Origin of the sequence: Bdellovibrio sp. NC01, assembly GCF_006874625.1 — a bacterium.
GTDB lineage: Bacteria > Bdellovibrionota > Bdellovibrionia > Bdellovibrionales > Bdellovibrionaceae > Bdellovibrio.
The window spans coordinates 1,708,923-1,728,932 of the sequence record NZ_CP030034.1 but is presented as its reverse complement, the minus strand read 5'-3'; the positions used below and the strand labels follow the sequence as shown (position 1 = coordinate 1,728,932).

General features: G+C 44.7%; 17 protein-coding genes, 1 tRNA gene and 3 rRNA genes. 8 read left to right on the top strand and 13 right to left on the bottom strand.

The annotated features are described in order from the left end of the window. The first annotated feature begins 126 nt into the window (after positions 1 to 126). Positions 127 to 399 carry a hypothetical protein gene (locus DOE51_RS08315; protein ID WP_142696073.1) on the top strand — a complete coding sequence of 91 codons (273 nt, stop codon included), beginning with the start codon at positions 127 to 129 and terminating at the stop codon, positions 397 to 399. Between the two features lie 104 nt (positions 400 to 503). On the opposite strand, the gene DOE51_RS08310 is transcribed toward DOE51_RS08315, so the two are convergent. The 6 genes from DOE51_RS08310 to DOE51_RS08285 form a co-directional block, all read right to left on the bottom strand. Beyond that, entirely contained in the window at positions 504 to 956 is a 453-nt protein-coding gene (locus tag DOE51_RS08310) for a multidrug efflux SMR transporter (protein ID WP_142696072.1), read from the bottom strand. Between the two features lie 549 nt (positions 957 to 1,505). Beyond that, a 5S ribosomal RNA gene (gene rrf / locus DOE51_RS08305) occupies positions 1,506 to 1,622 on the bottom strand. Positions 1,623 to 1,871: 249 nt separating this feature from the next. After that, a 23S ribosomal RNA gene (locus tag DOE51_RS08300) occupies positions 1,872 to 4,811 on the bottom strand. Positions 4,812 to 4,929: 118 nt separating this feature from the next. Continuing rightward, positions 4,930 to 5,006 (bottom strand) — tRNA-Ile (locus tag DOE51_RS08295). A gap of 161 nt (positions 5,007 to 5,167) precedes the next feature. Then, positions 5,168 to 6,681, bottom strand: a 16S ribosomal RNA gene (locus tag DOE51_RS08290). The 16S, 23S and 5S rRNA genes sit together here with 1 tRNA gene alongside, the layout of an rRNA operon. A gap of 492 nt (positions 6,682 to 7,173) precedes the next feature. After that, positions 7,174 to 8,820, bottom strand: a complete 1,647-nt coding sequence (locus DOE51_RS08285; RefSeq protein WP_142696071.1) for a methyl-accepting chemotaxis protein — start codon at positions 8,818 to 8,820, stop codon at positions 7,174 to 7,176. Between the two features lie 273 nt (positions 8,821 to 9,093). Between DOE51_RS08285 and DOE51_RS08280 the strand changes: the two genes are divergently transcribed. Then, positions 9,094 to 10,179 carry an outer membrane beta-barrel protein gene (locus DOE51_RS08280; protein WP_142696070.1) on the top strand — a complete coding sequence of 362 codons (1,086 nt, stop codon included), beginning with the start codon at positions 9,094 to 9,096 and terminating at the stop codon, positions 10,177 to 10,179. Positions 10,180 to 10,205: 26 nt separating this feature from the next. On the opposite strand, the gene DOE51_RS08275 is transcribed toward DOE51_RS08280, so the two are convergent. Then, positions 10,206 to 10,511 carry a hypothetical protein gene (locus DOE51_RS08275; protein ID WP_142696069.1) on the bottom strand — a complete coding sequence of 102 codons (306 nt, stop codon included), beginning with the start codon at positions 10,509 to 10,511 and terminating at the stop codon, positions 10,206 to 10,208. Between the two features lie 239 nt (positions 10,512 to 10,750). Between DOE51_RS08275 and DOE51_RS08270 the strand changes: the two genes are divergently transcribed. Both DOE51_RS08270 and DOE51_RS08265 read left to right on the top strand, forming a co-directional pair. After that, on the top strand, positions 10,751 to 11,170 hold the full coding sequence (locus DOE51_RS08270; RefSeq protein ID WP_142696068.1) for a hypothetical protein: 420 nt from the start codon (positions 10,751 to 10,753) through the stop codon (positions 11,168 to 11,170). Beyond that, positions 11,167 to 11,724 (top strand): flavin reductase family protein, encoded by a 558-nt coding sequence (locus tag DOE51_RS08265; protein ID WP_142696067.1) that lies wholly within the window; start codon positions 11,167 to 11,169, stop codon positions 11,722 to 11,724. The genes DOE51_RS08270 and DOE51_RS08265 overlap by 4 nt, the downstream gene beginning before the upstream one ends. Positions 11,725 to 11,757: 33 nt before the next feature. Here DOE51_RS08265 and DOE51_RS19160 read toward each other — a convergent pair whose 3' ends face one another. Both DOE51_RS19160 and rsgA read right to left on the bottom strand, forming a co-directional pair. Further along, positions 11,758 to 11,904: a hypothetical protein gene (locus DOE51_RS19160; RefSeq protein ID WP_168196413.1), complete on the bottom strand. Its 147-nt coding sequence runs from the start codon at positions 11,902 to 11,904 to the stop codon at positions 11,758 to 11,760. A 122-nt stretch (positions 11,905 to 12,026) separates the two neighbouring features. Continuing rightward, positions 12,027 to 13,097: a ribosome small subunit-dependent GTPase A gene (rsgA, locus tag DOE51_RS08260; RefSeq protein ID WP_246845496.1), complete on the bottom strand. Its 1,071-nt coding sequence runs from the start codon at positions 13,095 to 13,097 to the stop codon at positions 12,027 to 12,029. 276 nt (positions 13,098 to 13,373) lie between these two features. Between rsgA and DOE51_RS08255 the strand changes: the two genes are divergently transcribed. Further along, positions 13,374 to 13,742, top strand: coding sequence for a DUF1304 domain-containing protein (locus DOE51_RS08255; RefSeq protein WP_142696066.1), 369 nt, complete (start codon positions 13,374 to 13,376; stop codon positions 13,740 to 13,742). On the opposite strand, the gene DOE51_RS08250 is transcribed toward DOE51_RS08255, so the two are convergent. After that, positions 13,739 to 14,536: an ABC transporter substrate-binding protein gene (locus DOE51_RS08250; RefSeq protein WP_142696065.1), complete on the bottom strand. Its 798-nt coding sequence runs from the start codon at positions 14,534 to 14,536 to the stop codon at positions 13,739 to 13,741. The genes DOE51_RS08255 and DOE51_RS08250 overlap by 4 nt on opposite strands. Before the next feature lie 172 nt (positions 14,537 to 14,708). Here DOE51_RS08250 and DOE51_RS08245 point away from each other — a divergent pair, with 172 nt between their 5' ends. Continuing rightward, positions 14,709 to 15,278: a hypothetical protein gene (locus tag DOE51_RS08245; protein ID WP_142696064.1), complete on the top strand. Its 570-nt coding sequence runs from the start codon at positions 14,709 to 14,711 to the stop codon at positions 15,276 to 15,278. A gap of 3 nt (positions 15,279 to 15,281) precedes the next feature. Here the strand turns inward: DOE51_RS08245 and DOE51_RS08240 are convergent, their stop codons facing one another. Continuing rightward, entirely contained in the window at positions 15,282 to 16,034 is a 753-nt protein-coding gene (locus DOE51_RS08240) for an ABC transporter substrate-binding protein (RefSeq protein ID WP_142696063.1), read from the bottom strand. Between the two features lie 128 nt (positions 16,035 to 16,162). After that, positions 16,163 to 16,846 carry a hypothetical protein gene (locus DOE51_RS08235; RefSeq protein ID WP_142696062.1) on the bottom strand — a complete coding sequence of 228 codons (684 nt, stop codon included), beginning with the start codon at positions 16,844 to 16,846 and terminating at the stop codon, positions 16,163 to 16,165. Positions 16,847 to 16,940: 94 nt separating this feature from the next. Here DOE51_RS08235 and DOE51_RS08230 point away from each other — a divergent pair, with 94 nt between their 5' ends. After that, on the top strand, positions 16,941 to 17,714 hold the full coding sequence (locus DOE51_RS08230) for a phosphatase domain-containing protein (RefSeq protein ID WP_142696061.1): 774 nt from the start codon (positions 16,941 to 16,943) through the stop codon (positions 17,712 to 17,714). Between the two features lie 128 nt (positions 17,715 to 17,842). Beyond that, positions 17,843 to 18,118, top strand: coding sequence for a hypothetical protein (locus DOE51_RS08225; RefSeq protein ID WP_142696060.1), 276 nt, complete (start codon positions 17,843 to 17,845; stop codon positions 18,116 to 18,118). 34 nt (positions 18,119 to 18,152) lie between these two features. Here the strand turns inward: DOE51_RS08225 and DOE51_RS08220 are convergent, their stop codons facing one another. Continuing rightward, positions 18,153 to 19,910, bottom strand: coding sequence for an NHL repeat-containing protein (locus DOE51_RS08220; protein WP_142696059.1), 1,758 nt, complete (start codon positions 19,908 to 19,910; stop codon positions 18,153 to 18,155). Positions 19,911 to 20,010: the final 100 nt, after the last annotated feature.

Here is a 20,010-nt window from a genome sequence, read left to right as displayed (position 1 = left end):
AGTTTTGAGTGAAGATGTTTGTTTGTGCGCCCTTTGATGACGAGCGTTTTTAGAGCAGAACCTGCATGAGGCTCGCTTTACATGAGAAATATTCTTTACTAAGGTCCTCGGAAAACGGGGGATCTTATGAAAATTAAAGTACTTTTTTTCTTATTGGTTTCAACTACAGCAATGGCTCAAACAGCACCGATGACTTCATCGTCACTTCCTGAATCTCAGACAGCAGTTTCAAGACTTGTGCAAATCGGCAACACGAACGAGAGCGCTGTCATGAACATGATTTGTGATTACATCGGCACTCAACCAGATCCACGCGCATGCATGTTTGAATGCAGACATCGCGGTTATCGTACGTACCGTGCAGATCTTCCATCTGGCTCATGCCACTGCTGTGACTAATTAAATTCTGTCGGTGTGTTCACGCTGCTCATAACAACACAAAAAAAGAAGGAGACCGCAAAGTCTCCTTCTTTCATTCGAGAAATAGATCAATTTAGTCGACGTTAGCCAGAGTTTCGATTCGCGAGCGGTGCTCGCTGGGGAATCTCCACGTTCGGAGTTTTTACATCCGCTGCAGGAATGCGTTTCAACTCTTGAACGTTTTCCACTTCAGCAATTTGCTCTTTCGTCTCCTGAGAGTGCTTACCGCTAAAGTTCAACATCACAACACCAAGAATAATTAAACTTGTTGCCATAATTTTTTGTAAAGGAAGTGGTTCGTTAAAGAAGAACAAACCAACAACTGCCATAATAGCAGTTCCCACACCCGCCCAGATTGCATAGACCATGCTGACTGGAAGAGTTTTCAACGCAACTGTGAGAGCTACAAAGCAGATTCCATAACATACAAAAATAAGTACGGATGGAACCACCTTTGTAAATCCCTCTGCGTATTTCATACTAATAGTTCCCAAAATCTCAAAGATAATGGCTGCTGCCAAATATACGTATGCCATAAGACACCCGACATCCTGACCCTTTCTCTCGTATTCAATTTTTTTATCCCGTGTCTCGGGTGAGCCCCCGAGAGATCTTTTTTGAGTTCAGTCGTCAAAAAGACTTAAAAAGCGAACAGGAATATTTATTCCCGTGGTTTGATAGATACAGAATACCACAGCGGCCTACGAAAAGCTCTCGGAGCAGGTCCAGAATTACTAACCACAGAGATTCCAATAACTTAGCCATGAGACACAGAGCTTAAAATCAACCTCTTTTGAGCCCTAACAATTAAACTTTAGTTTATTCATCGTATCTAAATGAGACACTTTGCAAGACTCATCTCGAATCATCAGAGAAGCAAAAACCTCATGGCAACACCCACTCCTCGCGAATCGGATGAAGACAGTCAGAAAAAACTGAACCTAACTTTGGAACATTATGAAATTTTGAAATCAAGAATTCAGGAACATTAGATCACTAAGATGCATATAAATAATATTTTATTTACATGAAGAATAATAAAAAACCCGATTAGTTTTAAGGCTAATCGGGTTCGAGTAAAAAAGAGCTGGCGTCGTGCTACTCTCCCACACGGTTGCCCGTGCAATACCATCGCCGCAAGAGGACTTAACTTCTGAGTTCGGAATGGGATCAGGTGTGGCCCCTCTGCTATAAACACCAGCAAAGCGTTTATTAATCAAAGTGGAAGCATTCTTAGTACTTCCTTTTTCGTTTTGCAACTTTCTTCCAATCCAAATGGAGAAGTTACGTTTTATTTTGATAACTGAATGATTGATTTAGCTGATTTTTAGCGATTACTGGTTAGTTCCAGATTTAGCTCTCTTACTTATTCAGAGAGATAGTCTCTATTTTCCCGAAGGAAAAGTCTTTGAGACGAAAACTTCGTTAACAATGTTAAGAAGAAAATTTTTTTAAAAAAGCCTCACGACCTATTAGTACGGATCAGCTGAATACATTACTGTACTTACACCTTCCGCCTATCAACCTCGTAGTCTCCAAGGAGTCTTTAGGGGGCCGAAGCCCCAGTGAGATCTAATCTCGTAGTCTGCTTCCCGCTTAGATGCTTTCAGCGGTTATCAGTTCCGAACATAGCTACCCTGCATTGCTCTTGGCAGAACAACAGGAACACCAGAGGTTCGTCCATCCCGGTCCTCTCGTACTAAGGACAGGTCTACTCAAATCTCATACGCCCACAGAAGATAAGGACCAAACTGTCTCACGACGTTCTGAACCCAGCTCGCGTACCACTTTAATTAGCGAACAGCTAAACCCTTGGGACCTGCTCCAGCCCCAGGATGTGATGAGCCGACATCGAGGTGCCAAACTCCATCGTCGATATGGACTCTTGGATGGAATAAGCCTGTTATCCCCGGAGTACCTTTTATCCGTTGAGCGATGGCCCTTCCACGCGGGACCACCGGATCACTTTGGCCTGCTTTCGCACCTGCTCGACTTGTAGGTCTCGCAGTCAAGCCCCCTTATGCCAATGCACTCGACGCCTGGTTTCCAATCAGGCTGAGGGGACCATCGCGCGCCTCCGTTACTTTTTGGGAGGCGACCGCCCCAGTCAAACTGCCCACCAGACAGTGTCCCTCTGCTCGTAAAGAGCAGCAGGTTAGATTTCAAAGGTGCCAAGGGTGGTATTTCAAGGTTGACTCCACAAGGGCTAGCGCCCCTGCTTCAAAGTCTCCCACCTATCCTACACATGCCAACTCTAAAATCACTGCCAAGCTACAGTAAAGGTTCACGGGGTCTTTCCGTCTTTCTGCGGGTACTCGGCATTTTCACCGAGAATTCAATTTCGCGAGGCATTTGGTCGAGACACCGGAGAAGTCGTTACGCCATTCGTGCAGGTCGGAACTTACCCGACAAGGAATTTCGCTACCTTAGGACCGTTATAGTTACGGCCGCCGTTTACTGGGGCTTCGATTCTCAGCTTCGCTTACGCTAACTAATCCTCTTAACCTTCCAGCACCGGGCAGGCGTCAGCATGTATACTTCGTCTTGAGACTTTGCACATGCCTGTGTTTTTGATAAACAGTCGCTACTCCCATTTCTCTGCGACCCGAAAAAGCTTGGGGAGTAAATCCTTACACTCTCGCGGGCACACCTTTTCCCGAAGTTACGGTGTTAAGTTGCCGAGTTCCTTGACCAAAATTCACCCCATCGCCTTAGGATATTCACCCCACTCACCTGAGTCGGTTTACGGTACGAGCTAACAAATCTAAATTTACGAAACTTTTCTTGGATACATGGCTTTTCTCACTTCCGGGACAAGTCCCTCGCATTCACGCCTCAGTGTTATGTGCCGCGGATTTGCCTACGACACCACCTACACGCTTACACCTCAATCCAATAAGAGGCTGAGATAGCCTATACCGTCATTCCTTAAACACAATCTGTTAGGTAACGGAATATTAACCGTTTTGCCATCGATTACGCCACTTGGCCTCATCTTAGGTCTCGACTAACCCTGGGAGGATTATCCTTGCCCAGGAATCCTTGAGTTTTCGGCGCCCGGGTTTTTCACCCGAGTTCAACGCTACTTATGTCAGCATGATCACTTCTAGTTCGTCCAGCTGTCCTACCGGTCAACCTTCATCCTACGCTAGAACGCTCCCCTACCACTAAAATATAAAATATCTTAATCCAAAGCTTCGGTAACACGCTTAGCCCCGTTGTATCTTCCGCGCAGAGTCACTAGACTAGTGAGCTATTACGCTTTCTTTAAAGGATTGCTGCTTCTAAGCCAACCTCCTAGTTGTCAAAGTAACTCCACAACGTTCTCCACTGAGCGTGCATTTAGGGACCTTAGCTGTTGGTCTGGGCTCTTTCCCTCTCGACTCATGACCTTATCACCCTGAGTCTGCCTGCTGAGGAACATATCTGTGGCATTCGGAGTTTATTTGGGTTTGGTAATCCGGTAAAGACCCCTAGCCCATTCAGTGCTCTACCTCCACGATACTTTTTACTCAACGCTATACCTAAATATATTTCGGGGAGAACCAGCTATCACCCAGTTTGATTGGCCTTTCACCCCTAATCACAGATCATCAAAAGAGTTTTCAACCTCAACTTGTTCGGTCCTCCACGAGGTGTTACCCTCGCTTCAACCTGTCCATGATTAGATCACCGGGTTTCGGGTCTATGCCTGCAAACTAAACGCCCTATTCAGACTCGCTTTCGCTACGACTACACCTTCAACGGCTTAATCTCGCTTGCAAACATAACTCGCTGACTCATTATGCAAAAGGTACGCGGTCGCGCATATAAAGCGCTTCCACTGCTTGTAGACTTACGGTTTCAGGTTCTATTTCACTCCCCTCTCGGGGTTCTTTTCACCTTTCCCTCACGGTACTTGTTCACTATCGGTCACTAAGGAATATTTAGGCTTAGAAGGTGGTCCTCCTAGATTCCCACGAAATTTCACGTGTTTCGTGGTACTCGGGATGCCACTAGCGCTTCTGAGGTTTTCGAACACGGGGCTATCACCCTGTCTCGCCAGACTTTCCAGACTGTTGTTCTAACCTCTCGAGTCGCACATTGTGGTCCCACGACCCCTCAATCAAATAAATGATTAAGGTTTAGCCTCTTACCCGTTCGCTCGCCACTACTAGGGTAATCTCGGATTTGATTTCTCTTCCTGAGGGTACTGAGATGTTTCACTTCCCCTCGTTCGCTTCAGACACCTATGTATTCAGTGAATGATACCATTAAATGGTGAGTTTCCTCATTCGGACATCTTCGGATCAAAGTGTGTGTGCCACTCCCCGAAGCTTATCGCAGCTTACCACGTCCTTCATCGCTTCTTAGTGCCAAGGCATCCACCGTAAGCCCTTTGTAGCTTTAAAAAATGGAACTAACCTCGCTAAAAATCAACTAAATCAATCTATTCAATTGTCAAAGAACGAAAAACGTTCACAAGCAAAAATCCTCAAAACATTCCAACAGTCCAACTGATCAATTAGTTGGTGGGCCAGGGAAGACTCGAACTTCCGACCCCACGCTTATCAAGCGTGTGCTCTAACCAACTGAGCTACTGGCCCGTGTTAGATGCTTCGAAGAGTTTTCACTCTTTCAAAACTAAATAGCTAGAAAAGATTTTTGGGACTCACGCTTCCTCGGGAAGAGGAGCGTTGACCTAAGATTGGGTCGTTTTGACTTATCAAGATCAAGTCTTGATGAAGATCGACCGGATAATCCTTAGAAAGGAGGTGATCCAGCCGCAGGTTCCCCTACGGCTACCTTGTTACGACTTCACCCCAATCATCGACCATACCTTGGGCGCCTGCCTCCTTGCGGTTAGCGCAGCGACTTCTGGTACAGCCGACTTTCATGGTGTGACGGGCGGTGTGTACAAGGCCCGGGAACGTATTCACCGCGGCATTCTGATCCGCGATTACTAGCGATTCCAACTTCATGGTCTCGAGTTGCAGAGACCAATCTGAACTTAGATAGCTTTTCTCCGATTAGCTCCATCTCGCGACTTCGCTTCAGTTTGTGACTACCATTGTAGCACGTGTGTAGCCCTAGGCATAAGGGCCATGAGGACTTGACGTCATCCCCACCTTCCTCCGGTTTAACACCGGCAGTCCATCTAGAGTGCCCAACTGAATGCTGGCAACTAAATGCAGGGGTTGCGCTCGTTGCGGGACTTAACCCAACATCTCACGACACGAGCTGACGACAGCCATGCAGCACCTGTGTACCGACCCTTGCGGGCGACGGCGTTTCCGCCAATCTTCCAGTACATGTCAAGCCTAGGTAAGGTTCTTCGCGTTGCATCGAATTAAACCACATGCTCCACCGCTTGTGCGGGCCCCCGTCAATTTCTTTGAGTTTTAATCTTGCGACCGTACTCCCCAGGCGGGATACTTAACGCGTTAGCTTCGTCACTGAAGGGGTCAATACCTCCAACAACAAGTATCCATCGTTTATGGCGTGGACTACCAGGGTATCTAATCCTGTTTGATCCCCACGCTTTCGGGTCTGAGTGTCAGTGCTTGGCCAGTTACCCGCCTTCGCCTCCGGTATTCCTCCTGATATCTACGTATTTCACCACTACACCAGGAATTCTAGTAACCTCTCCAGCACTCAAGCTACGCAGTATCAAATGCACTTCTGGGGTTGAGCCCCAGGCTTTCACACCTGACTTACATAGCCACCTGCACCCGCTTTACGCCCAATGATTCCGAACAACGCTAGGATCCCTCGTCTTACCGCGGCTGCTGGCACGAAGTTAGCCGATCCTTTCTTACAGGGTACATTCATTGTGTTATTCCCCTGCGACAGAGCTTTACGACCCGAAGGCCTTCATCACTCACGCGGCGTCGCTGCATCAGAGTTTCCTCCATTGTGCAATATTCCCTACTGCTGCCTCCCGTAGGAGTCTGGACCGTGTCTCAGTTCCAGTGTGACTGATCATCCTCTCAGACCAGTTAAAGATCGTCGCCTTGGTGAGCCATTACCTCACCAACTAGCTAATCTTACGCGGACTCATCTTAGAGCGAAAAACCTTTGACCCCTTGAACCGCAGTTCTTGTGGTCTTATGCGGTATTAGCTAATCTTTCGACTAGTTATCCCCCACTCTAAGGCAGATTATCCACGCGTTACTCACCCGTGCGCCACTAGTACTCATATTGCTACTTTCCCCGTTCGACTTGCATGTATTAGGCACGCCGCCAGCGTTTGTTCTGAGCCAGAATCAAACTCTCCAGTTTAAATTCTGTTTCATCCCAAACAAGCTAGCTTTTACGCTGTTGTTTGTTCGAATATTTTTTTGAAATTGTGTCCTATCATTGCTGATAGAACTAAGAGCCCAAAAATCTATTATATCTAGCTATTCAGTTTTCAAAGAGCGAATCGTTTCTCAACATCGAAGTTACTCGTTGCTGAGAGGTAAGGTTTATATCGAAGGCTTAATGCCCTGTCAACACCTCAAAATCATTTTTCTCAAAAATTTTTAAAAAATCTTTTTTGAAAAATTCTTCGCGTTTATCAAACAAGTTGAAACCTAAGATCTAACTTTTGAATGCAAATCAAAGAGTTAGCTCTTTCAGTTCGTTTGAAAATCAAACATCAACGTCGAAGTGAGACCGGGTTATAGGCCTTAGACCCCTTTGCGGGCAAGGACTTTTTTAAAAGAAAAAAGAAAAACCCGATTATGCGCGATAACTGGGCATAATCGGGTGTTTTTGCTTATTTAATAGGAATTAAAATCCTTCTGCAGTGCCGATTTTTGAACGCGGGTCACCATCGTCATCAAAAGGAATCATCTCTTTTGCTGAGTTTTTAGGCGCTTTTGCTGCAACTGAAGTCGTTTTCGCAGTCGCCTTGAACGGAACCACCTTATTTGCGGCTTTTGGCGCCGCTTTTACCGGAACCGGTTCATGGTGAGCAGCTGTTTTCGATAAATCCACACCAATAACTGCTACGTTTAGTTCCACAGTCAAAGATTGAGATGTGTGCGCAAGGCTGTTGATCTCTCCCGTTGTTGCAGCGATCTCTTCTGCAGAAGCTGCGTTCGACTGAGATGATTGATCCAACTGATTCATCGCTTTGCTGATCTGTTGAATACCTGTTGTTTGCTCAGAGCTTGCTGCCGCGATCTCATTATTCAAGTCAGAAACTTTCTTAATAGAGTTCACGATGTTCGCAAGTACTTCACCGCTTGAATCGGCAATGCGACTGCCGCGATCCACTTGTTCTACTGAATCTTTAATAAGAGCAGAGATGTCTTTTGCTGAAGAGGCACTTCTTTGCGCCAGAGCGCGAACTGCTTCGGCTACAACCGCGAAGCCTTTACCTTGTTCACCTGCACGAGCTGCTTCAACAGCCGCATTCAAAGCCAACAAGTTTGTTTGGAAGGCGATATCGTCGATCACAGAGATAATCTCTTCGATCTTTTTAGATGAGTGGGAGATTTCGCTCATAGATTGAATCAACGATTTGATTTCAGACTCACCTTTTTCGGCAGCTTCTTTAGATGAAGCTGACAGAGCGGCCGCTTGTTTGGCGTTGTCTGAGTTCATTTGCACCATAGATGACATCTCTTCTAGAGCTGCCACTGTTTCTTCCAAAGAAGCTGCGGCTTCTGTTGAGTTTTGTGAAAGAGCGTTGCCAGCCTGAGACAATTGTTCAACGGCATCGACAACTTTTGAACCGGCACCGCTGAGATTCGAAGCAATGCGACCCACGGAATTTGAGATCTTAGCTGCCATGACTAGCAATAGACCCATGATAGCGAAACCTGCACAAAGAGTCACAAGCATCATCAAATGAATAATTTGCGAACGGCTTTCGACAAAATCTTTCGCTTCGGCGTCAGCTCTTTTTTCGTAGTGGGCAGTCACCTTTTCATTAAAATCTTCAAGCTTCGAAGAATAATGATGAAGATTTTCGTCTAAGTTTTTTCTTGCACGTGCTTGAGCCTCTTGGGATCCATTATCTAGATCTGCAAGAATAGAGTCAGCAAGCTCTGTATATTTACCGAAAACGTCTTTCACTTCATCAAACAAAACTTTTTCTTCAGAATCAAATGGAGCCGAAGTGTATTTCTTGTAAGCGGCTTTAAAACCGTCCATCGCCTCTTTACATTCTTTGACGGAACCTGGGCGATCTTCCTCGCTATTTAGGCCTTCCCACATTCTGTAACCGAAGCGGTTCTGGAAAATACGCATATCATCCAGCGCGGAGATATTAGGAATAATTGTCTGATGAGCACTTTCAACCAAATGACTGATCTTGTTGAGGCCCGAATATGTAAAACCAAAGATGATCGCAAATGCAATGAATGGGAAAACTGAAACAGCCAAAAGCTTTCCTTTAATACCCTTCAACCACAAACTTAAATTACCCATGTATGATTCCTTCTTACTTACTAAGATTTCTTAACAAGCAATTTTTCGGACGAATGTTCGCAATAGATAAGTCCAGTCCGTGGACTCCCAATAGAAACCTACGCTTGTAATACTTCTCAACAAAATTGAGTTCACTTCTCAAGAAATCTTGTAGGTTGAGGTTTAATTTCAACATCTTTGGGCACCTAAAAACTAGACTTAATATTGGTCGAGCTTTCCCGATAAAGGTGTGGGTTTTAATAAAGAACCAGTAAAAGACTACAGGGAGCCACCTTGAAAACAAAACTTTTAGCTCTGAATGCCACTCTTCTTCTTTGGGGAACTTCTGCACATGCCGCTGATATCGCAGGCATGAAGGTGTCAGGCGAAGCTTCATTCGACTATAACTATTTATCTTCGGGCGATAACGTTTATCCAGCCTCAGGCGGAGCGATGAACAATCAGTATCGCTTTAACCAAGCACAGCTTGTTTTGACTAAAGAAACAGATCAGCTGTCTTTTCTGGCGCGCTTGAATTATCAGCCGACAGATTATGCGCAATCGGCGACAGCAACTTCAAAAACGTCGTTCGGCACTCTTGATCAGTTAGAGATCTATTATAAGGTCACACCTGAGTTTTCAATCGGCTTCGGTCGCTTGGCTTCCACTCTTGGTTTAGAGTCTTTAACTCGCTCTGAAAACGTGTTTTATGTAAACTCGGTTTCTTATCAAGGCATTCTTCCTGGTTATGCAGAGGGCTTGCGTGCGAAGTACAATCCTGGTGATTGGTTAGCTCTTACTGTTTCTACTTATAATAGAACGCCAACAAATGCTTATGGCGACGACAACACTCCGACTAAAACGACAGAGGCTTCGGCAACAGGTGTTGCTGGTGGATTTCTGTGGTACGCGGGTATTCTGTGGGGCACGGACGGTGGCACTTCAGGAACAGATCCCAAAGTGGATCGCCAAACTTCAAGCATTTGGTTCACAGAGAAATTTAACGACGAATTTTCGTTGAGCGCTTTTTACGATACAAAATCGATGAAGCCACAAGACGGTTCTAAAAACTATGCGCAATCTATTGCCGGTCAATTGGCTTACACAAACGGTCGTAACGTATTTGCACTTCGTTATGAATCGGTGTTGGGCGCGGGTATGCTTGATACACTCAATGGAACGGCTTCACCGGTATTCTATCCAGGTGCGGACCGCGTTCAGGTTTTCAGTGTGGGTGAAAGCTTTAACTTGTCAGAGTATTTGCGTTTATATCTAGAGTATCGTTATGACAGTGCTGATCAGCCTGTTTTGCAAAAGTCAGATGGTGAGGCTACTAAAGATGGCCATATGATCACCTTGGGTACAGTAGCCCACTTCTAAGAGTTTGATGGGAGTAGTCTTTGCGACTACTCCTTTTCGATCAACAAACCTTCTTTAAGTTTTACATTGCCATCAACTTTGATTTCAGAAGCGTCTTGTGAAATCACGCGTGATACCACTCCCGTTCCTACTTTCGTTTTTCTGCACAATTCAATTTTAGGTCCTTGGCAAGTTTCTTCGTAAAGAGCGACGCGGTCGCCTTCTTTAACAGAGATGTTTTTTACGATGATTTGCGCGCTTGAGGAATCGATCTTCATAGAGACTTTGCCTTGCACAGCTGCGAAGGCTGAAGAAGACATCAATACGCTAAGGATAATCATTTTTGCTTTCATAATTCCTCCAGGGAAATTTTAAATATTCTCACTGATGCTTCATTGCAAGGGCGTTGCCATCTATTGCGCATTCTGCGCTATTTGGCGGCTTTTCGTTGCACAAGTTTTTAACAGAAGCTCACGCAGTTCGTCCAGATCTCATTCTGAGACACTGGTTTCGTAGAGATATTGTTTAGTGACATAGGGACTAAGACTTGGCCTGCAGCTTCGCTAAAATAGAGCTAAGAAGGAGGTGCCCTATGAACAGCATTCTTCGAGGGATATCAGCGAGTACAATGGCTACGAGCTCCACAGCCTTGGGACTCTTTCAGCTCTTCGGAAAAATCTCGGGCAAAAAACACACTGAGATCATTCCCACTGAGCCTCAAGAACAAAAAAAGCTGCTGGAAAGATATGGATACGGCGCCTTATTCGGAGTGGCCTACGCCACCGTGGCTTCCCGTCTGCCCATCAATCCCTTGGCAAAAGGTGCGTTGTTTGGTTTAGGCTTATGGGCTGGGGGCAAATATGGTCTTTTACCCGCGGCAAGCACATCACCGCTTTCATCTGCGCCATTAAGTAAGAATCGCAATACCATGTTGCTTCTTTCCAGTGTCGCGTGGGGTGTCGCTTTAGCTTATGCCGATGAAAAACTGCAGCGCCGCGAGACTCGTAAATGAGAAATTATAAAAAGCGTGATTTTCCGGTAGCGAAAGTCAGGCGCTTTCTTGAAGTGGGTCCTATTGTTCTGGTGAGCTCTTATTATAAGGGTGAACACAATATCATGACGATGGGTTGGCATACTGTGATGGAGTTTTCGCCTTCGCTAGTAGGCTGTATGATTACGGCAGCTAATCACAGCTTCGAGCTTATTAAAAAGAGCAAAGAATGTGTGATCAATATTCCAACTGTCGACATGATTGATACGATCGTTGGGATTGGCAATTGCTCCGGCACTGATGTTGATAAATTTAGCGAGTTCGATCTAACGGCAACCCCCGCAACTCAGGTATCGGCACCCATGATCAAAGAATGTTATGCAAACTTCGAATGCAAAGTTGTCGATACGTCGCTGTTGAATAAATATAACTTTTTTATTTTAGAAGTTGTGAAGGCCCATGTTGCAACAAGCCCGAGGTATCCGCGCACTGTGCACTATCGCGGCGATGGTATCTTTATGGTGTCTGGTGAACATATCAATAAACGCAAACTCTTTAAGCCTGAAATGCTTTAAGCCGACCACAAAGATCGGCTTAAAGAGGTGAAACTATCTTCTGCTTGATTTCGTAGATTTACCGCTACTGCTGCTGCTTGAGCTTGAACCACGTTCCATTCTTTCTTCTTTGTCAGAACCTTTGCTTCCTTTAAGACCTGATTTAGAACCCATTTGAGATTTGCCTGAGTTTTTTGCCATGTTGGCCTCCTTGTTTCCCTCAGCATAGAAGCGCATATCGTCATTGTCTTTTCCGATGCGAAGAAGAAAATAAAAAACATAAAGAGCGCTCTACCTTTGAATGGGAGAGCGCTCTTTCAATCTCACACTTGTCCCCGCGCTTTTTGCTTGATACGGACGCGAAGATCCTTAGAGATCTTCTTCCATTTGTTGCGCTGTTGTTCGAGAAGCGCATGATCTTCTTTCATTTTCTCGTGCAAAACTTCTCGCTGCAGCTTTAGGAAGCTCAACCAACGGCCTTGATCGACGTCGCCAGAATCCAAAGCCGCACGAATAGCACAACCGGGCTCCGTTTCATGCTGGCAGTCACTGAAACGACAGCTTTGCGCGAGCTCCACGATGTCAGAGAACTGATGCTCAAGCCCCTCTTCATGCGACCCCAGTGCGAGCGAACGCATGCCTGGTGTATCCATAAGCAGAGCTCCGCCTGCCAGGCGATACGTCTGTCGTGACGTTGTCGTGTGACGACCTTTTTGATCATCGTCACGAATAGCACCCGTCAGAGCGACTTCTCCACCCATCAAAGCATTTGCAAGTGAAGACTTCCCGACACCCGATGAACCCATGAGCACCACTGTTTGTCCCGGTAGCAGATATTTATTTAGCTGCAACAGCGTTTGTGGCTGCTGAAGACTGACAGCAAGCACATCCACGCCGACGTGACGCTGTTCAATTTCTGCAACAAGTGTTTGTGAGTTTTCGCACAGATCAATCTTGCTTAACACAATCACGGGCTGTGCCTTACTTTCCCAGCACAAAGTTAAATAACGATCCAGACGATTCAAATTCATTTCAGCATTGGCCGACGTCACAATGAAAGCGACATCGACATTTGCAGCAATAACTTGTTCCGAACCACGATAAAAACAAGTGCGTCGTTCAAGCACCTGTTGAATCATCGCGCGCTCATCGCCCGAATTAAAAGAATATTGAATCCAATCGCCAACCGCCGGAAACGCGAGAGGATTCGTTGTTGAATATGACAATTTACCGCTGAGTTGAGCCAATAAAGTCTCATCATCAGAAGTTTGAATTTTATAAAGTCCTTTTTCCTGATTGATGACTCGAGCAATATGCCAATGTGGCTGTGACTCTAAGTAAGCATCGAAAAAAGGTGACCATCCCCACGAATGAGGAAATGATTTCGCGTTCACGCAAAACTCCAATTAAATTTAGAATTAATAAATTGAGAATATGTGCCGCGAGCTAAAAATGTCTGGAATTAATCTTAATTAAGACAATCGAGAGCTGCGGCTATTGATAAAAGCTTGAGTTACAATCATGGCAGCCCTCCTATATAAAGACTTTGTAAAAAATGAAGATCCTATTGAGATCTCTTTTGAAGATAGCAAAGAGCTGCTGAATTCACAAGCATAAATATTTTGCGAATTTTCAAGACTCTATGGCAAGAACTCGTTAGCATTTATCTTATGAATAACATTTCTAACATCTTTGTCGCGCTGGTTTGTTTCATTCATTGGTATATTGTTGTCCTTGAAATGTTCTTATGGACGAAACCTTTTGGTTTAAAGACATTCAGAATGACTTTGGAAAAAGCCAAAGACACAGCAGTTCTTGCCGCGAATCAAGGTCTTTACAACGGCTTTCTTGCTGCAGGTTTGTTGTGGAGTTTGCTACACCCCGAGCCTGAGTTTAGCTTTCAACTGAAGCTTTTCTTTTTAGGCTGTGTTTTGATTGCCGGCATTTATGGCGCCATCACGGTGGGGAAAAAGATTCTTTACGTCCAAGCGATGCCGGCTCTTATTGGACTGATTTTAGTGTGGTTGTCGGCGCACTAAAGGGGTTCAAACCTTGTGCCGTAGCTTTTAAAAATTTGATCGAATCGTCCTGAGTTTTTTAAACGCTCAATGGCGCGATTCAGATCTTTAATTTTAATCGTACTTTTGCGATTCATATTGCATGAAATCGCATAGTCCTGAAGCGGAAAGCGCTGGCGATTTTTTTCGATATCGGGATGAGTCTGTTTGAAATAATCCAAAACAGTTTCATCCGTGATTGCATACTGCAAGCGGCCTTTTTCAAGCTTCAATAGATTTGCTGTTTCGCCGTACGAGTCTTCGCGTGTAATAGATTTCGCCGCAAACAATTTATCTAATTTCGGATAAGTGTAATTTAAAACAGTCCCGATCGTCTTGCCTGTAAAACCACTGACATCAGCGGGCGCTGGGCTTGGGCCTAAGATGACTTCGCGCTTTGCAAACATGGGTTTTGACCAGTTATAGGCATCCGCATTCTTGCCCCAAGATGGATTAGCAAAACACAGAATATCGGCCCGACCTGAAGTCAAACTGTCGTGCAAACGATAATGAGTTAACAACATCAACTCAGGCTCACGCCCCAACTCTTTGGCAATTGATTTAGAAATATCAACCACGATACCTGTTGGTTGTGAGCCCTCTTTGACGAAGAGCATAGGTGCTGCAAGTCCTTCAGGAATTGCTACAACCAATGGAGTCGCCGCAGGCTGCGCCGACGCAACCCCCGCGCTCAAAATTATTCCAAGAAAATAAAGACCCGTTTGCAAACGCATGCGCGCAATGTGCCGTACTTCGATTGCTAAGACAAATTTCAATTGCGCCTTTGAACAAAGTTTTTCGCATGAACAAAGATTGTCAACGAGTTTGCGGCCAAATTCTCAACGAAAGTTCACCGAGAGACTGTCCCAACCGCTTGTTTAAGCAGAAATTTTTTCATTTGCAGACTGGCGACTGCCCTGTCTGAAAATTTCCCATTAAACAGCTCTTATGAAAATGTTGTTTGTTCTTTTATTGTCATTGGCCCCTCTTCAAGCTTTCTGTGCTTGGGCAGAGGATTTTGAAGCTCTTAAATCTGTACCACGCTCTTACGAGGCGGCAGGAACGATCTGCGAAGAAATCGCGCGCTTAAATGTGCAAAAGAAATTTCCGGCTCCGCAATACAATGTGATGACGGGGATTTCTTACGGCAATGCTGAACGAGTTATTGGCGAACTTGATGTCATTGTTTTCGATACCAACTTAAACAAGGTGATCCAAATCGCCGAAGTGAAATGCTGGAAAGATCTGAATGACGGCCTTGATAAAGCGCACGAACAAAGAGCTCGCTTTCTTAAAAATTTGCGCTCGAGCAAAGATTTGATTTTTCGCTCGACTTCGTCTGCTGAGACATTCGCAAAAGAACAATTTCAATACGTAAAAGAATTTATCACGATCGGTCAATTAGGCGCGGTTCAAGCGGGCTACGATCTGGAGTTGCCTTACACTTTGAAAGAACTTAAGGGCTACTCGTACGAAATGATTCGTTGCCAACACAACGGTCAATGCGTACGCCCCTAATAATTAGTGTTGCACTCTTTTGATGTAGGCTTCAACGCTTTGAGTGAAGCCTTCTTCTGTCGCCGTCTTATTAAATTGCTCCATGATTTTGGCGTTTTCTTTATCCGTCTTGAATGCGACGCCATATTCGTTCAGCGCAACAATTTTTGGATTGATTTGCAACTGCTGCGCGTGAGCACGTAAGTTCGGATCATTCGCCACTAAAAAACCAAAAACATTGCGATCAATGAACACATAATCAATGCGTTTTAGCGCAAGCTTCATCAGATTTTGCGCATCGGCTGGAGCATCTTCCAAAGCTTCAGGATGCGCTTTAAAGACTGGGGCTACCTGCGAACGCAAAGTGTAACCACCTACGTTGCCACCTTTATACTTCAAAAGATCACTGGCTGTTTTCCATTTAATCGGATTGTCTTTGCGCTCAATGATCACCCACGGAGTTTTGTAAACCGTTTTAGACAGCTTCATCCCTTGCACGAAATCGTCGTCAACAAACGATGGAAAAAAACCAGCAATACTTTTATCTTCAAGCCCCACATTGCGTGTTCTTTGAATCGGGACGAATTTAACTTTCAACTCGTAACCCATCTTTGCGAAAATTTCGCGCAAACCCACAATGGCTGCACCGTTTTCTGGAATATCCGGACTCATAAACGGCGGAATATTCATCGACACCAACGTCACCGTTTTTACTTGTGCAGCGAAAACGGACATACTTAACAAGAGCATACAAAATGTACTGATTGCTATTTTCATGGGCCTGAATATAAAAATTCAGATTGCAACTTTCAAACAAAAGTTCTCTGTTCTAACAACTTCTTGAGCGAACATTGTAATGTCCTTCAATTCTGTAATGTTCCGTAAAATTTTTTCGAGATTAAAGATCAGTCAAGATTGGCATAACGTACAGAGTAGATTTTTACGAGTGCATCTTCGGTATAAAAACCGATCGCCCCCTTGGCGCTATAGAGTTTGCTTGAATCGGCAAATGAAAAAAAGCTTACTCCGTCGCATACGACGGTAAATAAGTTTCCTTTGCGACGATAGGTGAATATATGACGCTCGCCAATCGCAGTCTTTGCTGGCGCTAGATCAGAAAGAAAAGTTTGGCCGACACTGTCAAACGCGAGCCCCAACTCTCCCCCATTTTGTGGTTTGCTTAAAAAATAATTTGTCGTTTTATCGTTCACATTGTTTTGGTTATAGCTGAAAAACAACCAGAACACTTCCCACGGATTCGCTGCCGTGTTTTTACGAAGTTGGCGAACCGTTTCCAATTCAATCGTAAGTTCGAAATCGCGAACGGGTTTATTCAAAGTATCGTTCAAAAATACTAACGCAGCATGCGTTTCATTTGCAACGGTAGCGACTTTCGGTGACAGCGTAATCGCTTGAGAATCTATACTGACCGAACCCTCGCCGTCATAGGCCACTGTAAAGTTGTCATTACTAACTGTCACTGTTTGTGCCGTCGAAGTCTGTGGGTCACTTAAAGACGATACGGGCGCGGCTGAAAATCCGCACGAAGCAAGAGACCAGGTTAAGATTATCCAAAGAGCACTGCGCATTCCTTCATAACGGATGCTTTAGTCTGTCACTTGAGTTTTTAGCGAAACTCAGATTGCTCTAGACCTTTTGTGGATTCGCTATTAGGTTGGGCGCATGAAAACGCCTATGTTCTCGCTGTTATTCAGTTTAGTTTTGACCTCACCCGCGTTTGCGCAGTCAGCGTATATTATTAGCGGTTTTGATGATGTTCTTCGTCAGGCAGAAAACACGGGACTTGTAAAAGCAGCCATCAAGATTTTCGAAAAAGATCACGGCTTCACCGGGATGTCTGTTCTTTATTCCGAGATTTCAAAAAATGAACGTGATCCACATTTCTCTTTGGTGAGTGGGATTGCTACTTGGTTTGAAAATCGTGTTGACTCGCTATTGACGCGAGAACAGTTCCCGTCTCGTCGCTTGTATTTGCGTAATTGGGTCACGCAAATGAATTTAGAAAAGTTTAAAATTGATAACGTCGCGACAATTATTGACGATCATCCCGGTCGAAAATTTATTGTCATCTTTGATAACTCCGATGCCAGTCTGACTTTAGCTGATCAATTAATGAATAAGTTCCCAGCGCAAATCTTAGAAGTGTATCTTCATCAAATTATCGATAAAAAGATTCCTTCACGTGCAAAGGCTTATCACACAGCTTTCGATATCGCAGTGAATGAATACAAAAACGGTCGCTTGGATGCAGGCAGCGTAAAAAATGTTGCCGATTCCATTTTAAAAGAAAATCGCTTAGAAGCGTTGATCCCCGCTTACGCCGTCTGTCCACCAAACAAAACTTCGACGGACTTTGAGCTGCCACAGGAAATTGAAATGTTGCGCGGCCAAGTGGAAAGTCATTTGGCGACGCTTTGCACTTTACGAAAACAATAGAGCGATTTCCGTTTCATGACTTTCCATCTGTTCATTTTGTGCTTTTTCAATCAAACAAGTCGCAATACGATTTCGTCAGACAAAAGTCTGACTTAAAAAAAGCAAATACATGAATAAAGGAGTATTCGATGAAAATGTTTCTAGTTTCAGTTTTGTGTGTCTTAGGGATGAATGTTGCTCATGCAAGCGATTATCAAATGCCGACGCTGCCAGTACAACTTGAGCAGCCCGCGAATGCCTCTGTGCCTGCTGATGAGAATGATGCGAACATCATGTCTCAATCACGCTACTGCTGCATTCGTGAAGGTGGCAACTACTGCGATATGGGCTACTACGATACTTTCGGTCAACCATGCAAATGCTATACTGGCAATCAAGTATGGCACGGTCACGTTTGCCGTTAAGACTTTAAAAGGGAGCTTCGCGCTCCCTTTTTCTTTATTGTGATTGAACTGTTCCGTCGGTTTTGAATTTACTGATACGCCCGTTATTGCCATCGGCGAAATACAAATTGTCCCACTTATCGATAATCAAGCCTGACGGCGCATCTAAACAATCGGGCGCTCCACATGCAGGACGACCCAACTTCCCGACGAAATTTCCGTTGCTGTCGAATTTCAAAATTTTATTATCAACGGCGTCCAGCAAATAAACGTTTGAATCTTTATCGGTCACGATGCCAGCGGGCGTGTTGATCTCACTTTCGACGCCAAAGCTGCCATGGGTACCAAAACTATCGATGAATGTTTCCTGAGCGGAGTAACGATAAATTCCGCCAGAATAGGTCGCGATCACAAACCTGCCCTGCGCATCAATGGCGACATGACTTGGATAAGCCGACATCTGCCCTGGTCCCGATGTATCTCCAAAAGAACCTAAATGAGTTCCATCCGCTTTAAATTTTTGAATACGTAAATGAACAGCATCCGCCACATACAGGACACCATCTTTAAATAACAAACCCATTGGATAACTGACATCCGCAGCCCCAGTGCCGCCAGAAGCAATCACTGTTGGATTCGTGCCGTCGGCATCGTATCGAGTCACCGTACCGTTGACAGCATCCGAAATAAATATTGCGCCACTTTCAGGGTCCACAGCTAAACCCGAGATATACGCATAGGTCATCAGCGAGCGAACAAAGTGACCGTCATAGGTATATTCTTTGACATATCCATCTTCAGAGCCAAAATAAAAATGATAGTTTGGTCCCATCGCTAATTGTGTTACGACGCCCAGGCCACCTTGATTTTTGGTCTCTCGCAAAAAAGTTCCCGTGTCTGAATAGACGGCAAGACGATTGCCCTCTGCGACCCAGAGTTCTGAACCGACTTTTGAAGACTGAGAGGGGGCGCTTGCTAAGTCTGTTGGATCATACTGTGTTAGAATGGTGCCGCTTGCATTAAACTTTAAAGTTTGTGTATTCGCCAAATCATTCGCATAAAAATTAGAAGTCGAATTATCGTACATCATCGTATTAAAGAAAAAATTCACCGGATTGGTAATTTTGATTCGACTGACAAAATTGCCTGAAGGATCATAAGTCAAAAGATGGGCCGAGAAATCACCCACAAACACATAGTCACTGGCACTGATGGCAATCGATTCTGGTATTCCAAAATCCTGAGGGCCATTGATTCCGTTAGGACTGTACGTTCCGATTGTTCGAAGGAAGTTTCCGGAAGAATCGTATTTGATAATTCTTGGCGCAAGCCCACGATCAAGAACATAAATATTACCGCTGCTATCAACATCAATATCTGTTGGAAGGCTCAGAAGTCCGTTCGTAGTCCCTGGCGAACCAAAGCTTAACAGAAGATTACCATCTTGATCGAACTTATATATTTTTTCTAAGTTTGCATTGATCGCAAAAACATGACCTGCGCTATCCACTTTCACACGCATAAGATCAGTGACCGCAAAACATGTGATCGTCGTAAATGTCGTAGTTACTGAGCGTAAAGGACAATTTGGATCATAGTTATCGCTGATAAGATAATTGCCATTAGAAAGAATCGCAAAGAACGCCAGCGCCTTAAACTTCACATCCCCTGCACCCATTGGAAAATTTCCAACAGGCAGTACGTCTTCAGTGACAGATGAAGGATTGCCAATCACTTTAGTTTCTAAAGAGAAATCCAACGCACACGCCGTGCACAGTAAGCAGGATAGATATAGCAAGCCAGTACGTACCATGCTTAACTTTTCGGAATTACGAGAATATATCTAGAGAAGAACTTCTATCAACTGCTCCTAGGATCAAGCATCGTTTCGCTCTGAGACGAAAAAAAAGGCT

Excerpts from the sequence above, each read along its gene's own strand:
- DOE51_RS08315 (WP_142696073.1), top strand. The coding sequence starts at position 127 with ATGAAAATTAAAGTACTTTTTTTCTTATTGGTTTCAACTACAGCAATG.
- DOE51_RS08310 (WP_142696072.1), bottom strand. The coding sequence starts at position 956 with ATGGCATACGTATATTTGGCAGCAGCCATTATCTTTGAGATTTTGGGA.
- DOE51_RS08285 (WP_142696071.1), bottom strand. The coding sequence starts at position 8,820 with ATGGGTAATTTAAGTTTGTGGTTGAAGGGTATTAAAGGAAAGCTTTTG.
- DOE51_RS08275 (WP_142696069.1), bottom strand. The coding sequence starts at position 10,511 with ATGAAAGCAAAAATGATTATCCTTAGCGTATTGATGTCTTCTTCAGCC.
- DOE51_RS08270 (WP_142696068.1), top strand. The coding sequence starts at position 10,751 with ATGAACAGCATTCTTCGAGGGATATCAGCGAGTACAATGGCTACGAGC.
- DOE51_RS08265 (WP_142696067.1), top strand. The coding sequence starts at position 11,167 with ATGAGAAATTATAAAAAGCGTGATTTTCCGGTAGCGAAAGTCAGGCGC.
- DOE51_RS19160 (WP_168196413.1), bottom strand. The coding sequence starts at position 11,904 with ATGGCAAAAAACTCAGGCAAATCTCAAATGGGTTCTAAATCAGGTCTT.
- DOE51_RS08255 (WP_142696066.1), top strand. The coding sequence starts at position 13,374 with ATGAATAACATTTCTAACATCTTTGTCGCGCTGGTTTGTTTCATTCAT.
- DOE51_RS08245 (WP_142696064.1), top strand. The coding sequence starts at position 14,709 with ATGAAAATGTTGTTTGTTCTTTTATTGTCATTGGCCCCTCTTCAAGCT.
- DOE51_RS08240 (WP_142696063.1), bottom strand. The coding sequence starts at position 16,034 with ATGAAAATAGCAATCAGTACATTTTGTATGCTCTTGTTAAGTATGTCC.
- DOE51_RS08235 (WP_142696062.1), bottom strand. The coding sequence starts at position 16,846 with ATGCGCAGTGCTCTTTGGATAATCTTAACCTGGTCTCTTGCTTCGTGC.
- DOE51_RS08230 (WP_142696061.1), top strand. The coding sequence starts at position 16,941 with ATGAAAACGCCTATGTTCTCGCTGTTATTCAGTTTAGTTTTGACCTCA.
- DOE51_RS08225 (WP_142696060.1), top strand. The coding sequence starts at position 17,843 with ATGAAAATGTTTCTAGTTTCAGTTTTGTGTGTCTTAGGGATGAATGTT.
- DOE51_RS08220 (WP_142696059.1), bottom strand. The coding sequence starts at position 19,910 with ATGGTACGTACTGGCTTGCTATATCTATCCTGCTTACTGTGCACGGCG.